5 protein-coding genes are annotated in these 3,322 nt (G+C 42.4%); 4 read left to right on the top strand and 1 reads right to left on the bottom strand.

Features of this window, described 5'->3' with window-relative positions:
• Window positions 1–156 precede the first annotated feature (156 nt).
• Window positions 157–276, bottom strand: a complete 120-nt coding sequence (psb30, locus tag PX636_RS12520) for a photosystem II reaction center protein Ycf12/Psb30 (RefSeq protein ID WP_002736367.1) — start codon at window positions 274–276, stop codon at window positions 157–159.
• A 174-nt stretch (window positions 277–450) separates the two neighbouring features.
• Between psb30 and PX636_RS12515 the strand changes: the two genes are divergently transcribed.
• The 4 genes from PX636_RS12515 to arsC all read left to right on the top strand — a co-directional run bounded on the left by PX636_RS12515 (window position 451) and on the right by arsC (window position 3,139).
• Window positions 451–789 (top strand): ArsR/SmtB family transcription factor, encoded by a 339-nt coding sequence (locus PX636_RS12515; protein WP_079205464.1) that lies wholly within the window; start codon window positions 451–453, stop codon window positions 787–789.
• Window positions 790–914: 125 nt separating this feature from the next.
• Window positions 915–2,060: an ACR3 family arsenite efflux transporter gene (arsB, locus tag PX636_RS12510; RefSeq protein WP_288117431.1), complete on the top strand. Its 1,146-nt coding sequence runs from the start codon at window positions 915–917 to the stop codon at window positions 2,058–2,060.
• Window positions 2,061–2,069: 9 nt separating this feature from the next.
• Window positions 2,070–2,717, top strand: coding sequence for an arsenical resistance protein ArsH (arsH, locus tag PX636_RS12505; RefSeq protein WP_002776341.1), 648 nt, complete (start codon window positions 2,070–2,072; stop codon window positions 2,715–2,717).
• A gap of 23 nt (window positions 2,718–2,740) precedes the next feature.
• On the top strand, window positions 2,741–3,139 hold the full coding sequence (gene arsC, locus PX636_RS12500) for an arsenate reductase, glutathione/glutaredoxin type (RefSeq protein ID WP_288117429.1): 399 nt from the start codon (window positions 2,741–2,743) through the stop codon (window positions 3,137–3,139).
• Window positions 3,140–3,322 lie beyond the last annotated feature (183 nt).

Genomic DNA, 3,322 nt, shown 5'->3' with positions numbered 1-3,322 from the left:
TTTTAATAACCAGATTCAGTATGATAACTGAAAACTCACATCTGATAACTGATAACTGATAACTGATAACTGATGACTGGGTTTTAGACAAAAAATCTCTCCCTAAAGAGGAGAGAAGTCAAAAAAGCACGAATAACAATGGGGGGGAGGCGGTTTTTATAGGTCGCCACCACGAAAAGCTAGTAGGAAAATGACAAAGGGGCCAGCTAACATGATTAGCGCCACGAAGGTGAGTTGAAAAATGGGTTCTAAATTGAGAGCCGCAAATAATTCCATGATGTCTCCTAACCTGTTTACAATGATTTTAAGGGCTAATCTGGTCAAAACCATTGTCTATCATACAGGGGATGATTCGCTGGTTTTCCTGATTCGATACAAAAATACATAAAGTTTTGTTGCAATTCTGAATTTTCCCGCTTTCCTATTTCCTTCCCACTAGGGGCAATCTCAATGTTCAACTCTCTGGCCACATCTCCCGACTCGTTAACCCGGATTTATACTGGTTTTCAGGCACTCTCGGATCCCCTGCGACTGCAAATTTTGCAACTGTTGCGACATCAGGAATTATGCGTCTGTGAATTGCGCGACCATCTTGATATCGCACAATCTAAATTATCTTTTCACCTAAAAACGCTAAAAGAAGCTAATTTAGTCCGCAGTCGTCAAGAGGGTCGTTGGATCTACTACAGCCTGAATCTATCTCAATTTCTTCTCCTAGAAGAATATCTATCCGAATATCGTCGTTTTGCCGCCCTCGTCCCCGCTCGTTTCTGCGAGGAAAATCAGTAACCAATCAAGATTTTTAGAAATATTAAAGCTTTATAACTAGCTTTTACCCTTGACATATCAACTTTTTTTGAAATAATAAAGGTGGATTACCCAATCTCCCATCATTCCCTTTCCACCTTTGTGCGATGACTAATCAAATCAATCCTAAAGCCGCCAAAGCTGGCGGTAGCCTTAGTATTTTTGAAAAATATCTTACCCTTTGGGTTATTTTCTGTATTTTGGCGGGAATTGCCCTCGGTCGGTTATTTCCGGACGTAGCGCGGACTTTAGATGCCATGAGTATCTATAACGTTTCTATTCCGATCGCCATCTGTCTTTTCTTCATGATGTATCCGATCATGGTTAAGATCGACTTTTCTCAAGCTCTTCGGGCTGCCCGTACTCCCAAACCAGTTATTTTAACTTTAGTGGTTAATTGGCTGATCAAACCCTTTACCATGGTGGCGCTGGCTCAATTTTTTCTCGGCTGGCTGTTTCTGCCTTGGTTGAGTCAAACGGAGATTATCCGAGGACAGACGGTAAGTTTAGCTAGTTCCTACACTGCTGGAGCTATTTTACTAGGAATTGCTCCCTGTACGGCCATGGTCTTGATGTGGGGCTATCTTTCCTACAGTAACCAGGGTCATACCCTAATTATGGTAGCAGTCAATTCCCTAGCGATGCTTTTTCTCTACGCTCCTCTAGGTAAATGGTTACTGGCAGCTAATAATTTTGTAGTCCCCTGGCAGACCATTGTTTTTTCTGTGTTAATCTACGTTGGTTTACCGCTTATTGCCGGTATCTATAGCCGTCACTGGATTTTTAAACATAAAGGACGCGCCTGGTTTGAATCGCGTTTTCTTCACTATCTCAGTCCTGTGGCAATCACTGCCTTATTGTTAACCTTAATCCTCCTCTTTGCTTTCAAAGGCGATTTAATCGTCAGTAATCCCCTGCATATTTTCCTGATTGCTATTCCCCTGTTTATTCAAACTAATCTGATTTTTTTTCTTAGTTATGTGGCCGCTCTCAAACTCAATTTAGTTTACGAAGATGCGGCTCCCGCTGCTTTAATTGGTGCTAGTAATCATTTTGAGGTCGCGATCGCCACTGCGGTGATGTTATTCGGATTGAATTCGGGGGCTGCTTTAGCGACAGTAGTGGGGGTATTGATTGAAGTACCTGTGATGTTAATGTTGGTAGAATTCTGTAAAAAAACCGCCTTTTGGTTTCCCAGAGATCCAGAAAAAGCCACCCTTCTCGATCCTCGTTGCTTGAGTCCTTACAAATAATTATTCACCATGATCCAATCGACTCACAAACCGAGAATTCTTTTTCTGTATGGCTCTTTACGGCCACGTTCCTACAGTCGTTTACTAGCAGAAGAAGCGGCCAGAATTATCACTGAATATGGGGCAGAAGTGCGCTTTTTTGATCCGCGTGAATTGCCGATTTATGGCAGTGTTCCCGATACTCATGCCAAGGTGCAAGAATTACGAGAATTAAGTCAATGGTCTGAGGGTCAAGTCTGGTCATCTCCTGAACTTCACGGCAATATTAGCGGCATTATCAAAAACCAAATTGATTGGATTCCCTTAAGTATTGGTGCGATTCGGCCAACTCAAGGCCGCACCTTAGCAGTCATGCAAGTAAGCGGAGGTTCCCAATCTTTTAACGCGGTTAATACTCTGCGAATTCTTGGTCGTTGGATGCGAATGTTTACTATTCCTAATCAATCTTCTGTGGCTAAAGCTTATCAGGAGTTTCACGAGGATGGCACGATGAAAGATTCCCCCTATCGAGATCGGGTTATTGATGTGATGGAGGAACTTTATAAGTTTACCATTCTCCTGCGGGATCAGGTAGATTATCTGACCGATCGCTATAGTGAAAGGAAGGAAAAAGCCGCCCAAGAAATAGCCACAATTGCCCATAAAGCTATTAATTAAATCAATTTCTAGGAGTTAAAATCATGAAAAAAGTCATGTTTGCCTGTAGAAAAAATTCCTGTCGTTCCCAAATCGCCGAAGGTTTCGCTAAAACTTTAGGTGCGGGTAAAATTGCTGTCACCAGTTCCGGATTAGAAGCGGCCAAAGTTCACCCCGGAGCAATCGAAGTTATGGGGGAAATTGGTATCGATATTACTGACCAAACTTCCAAATCAATTAGGGATTTTAATCCTGAAGATTACGATGCCGTTATCTCCCTATGTGGTTGCGGTGTCAATCTGCCGGAAGGATGGATTTTACAGGAAATTTTCGAGGATTGGCTAATTGATGATCCCGATGGTCAACCTATCGAAACTTTTCGCCGAGTTCGCGATGAAATTAAGGCTAAAGTTGTGGGATTAATCGAGCAGTTAAGTAGGTAGTTGTTAAAAGTTGTCAGACACCCCCCTTATTAAGGAGTTTGGGTAGGGTTGATTCATGAATCAACCCTACTATGAATCAACCCTACTATGAATCAACCCTACTATGAATCAACCCTACTATGAATCAACCCTACTATGAATCAACCCTACTATGAATCAACCCTAGGAGGGGCAGGGGGGATC

The sequence above is a fragment of the Microcystis sp. M53598_WE2 genome, assembly GCF_030067735.1.
GTDB classification, from domain to species: domain Bacteria; phylum Cyanobacteriota; class Cyanobacteriia; order Cyanobacteriales; family Microcystaceae; genus Microcystis; species Microcystis aeruginosa.
The sequence above is the reverse complement of the archived record's forward strand: the minus strand, read 5'-3'. Positions and strand labels throughout refer to the sequence as shown.

Coding starts and splice junctions, on each gene's coding strand:
- psb30 (WP_002736367.1), bottom strand. CDS start 276: ATGGAATTATTTGCGGCTCTCAATTTAGAACCCATTTTTCAACTCACC.
- PX636_RS12515 (WP_079205464.1), top strand. CDS start 451: ATGTTCAACTCTCTGGCCACATCTCCCGACTCGTTAACCCGGATTTAT.
- arsB (WP_288117431.1), top strand. CDS start 915: ATGACTAATCAAATCAATCCTAAAGCCGCCAAAGCTGGCGGTAGCCTT.
- arsH (WP_002776341.1), top strand. CDS start 2,070: ATGATCCAATCGACTCACAAACCGAGAATTCTTTTTCTGTATGGCTCT.
- arsC (WP_288117429.1), top strand. CDS start 2,741: ATGAAAAAAGTCATGTTTGCCTGTAGAAAAAATTCCTGTCGTTCCCAA.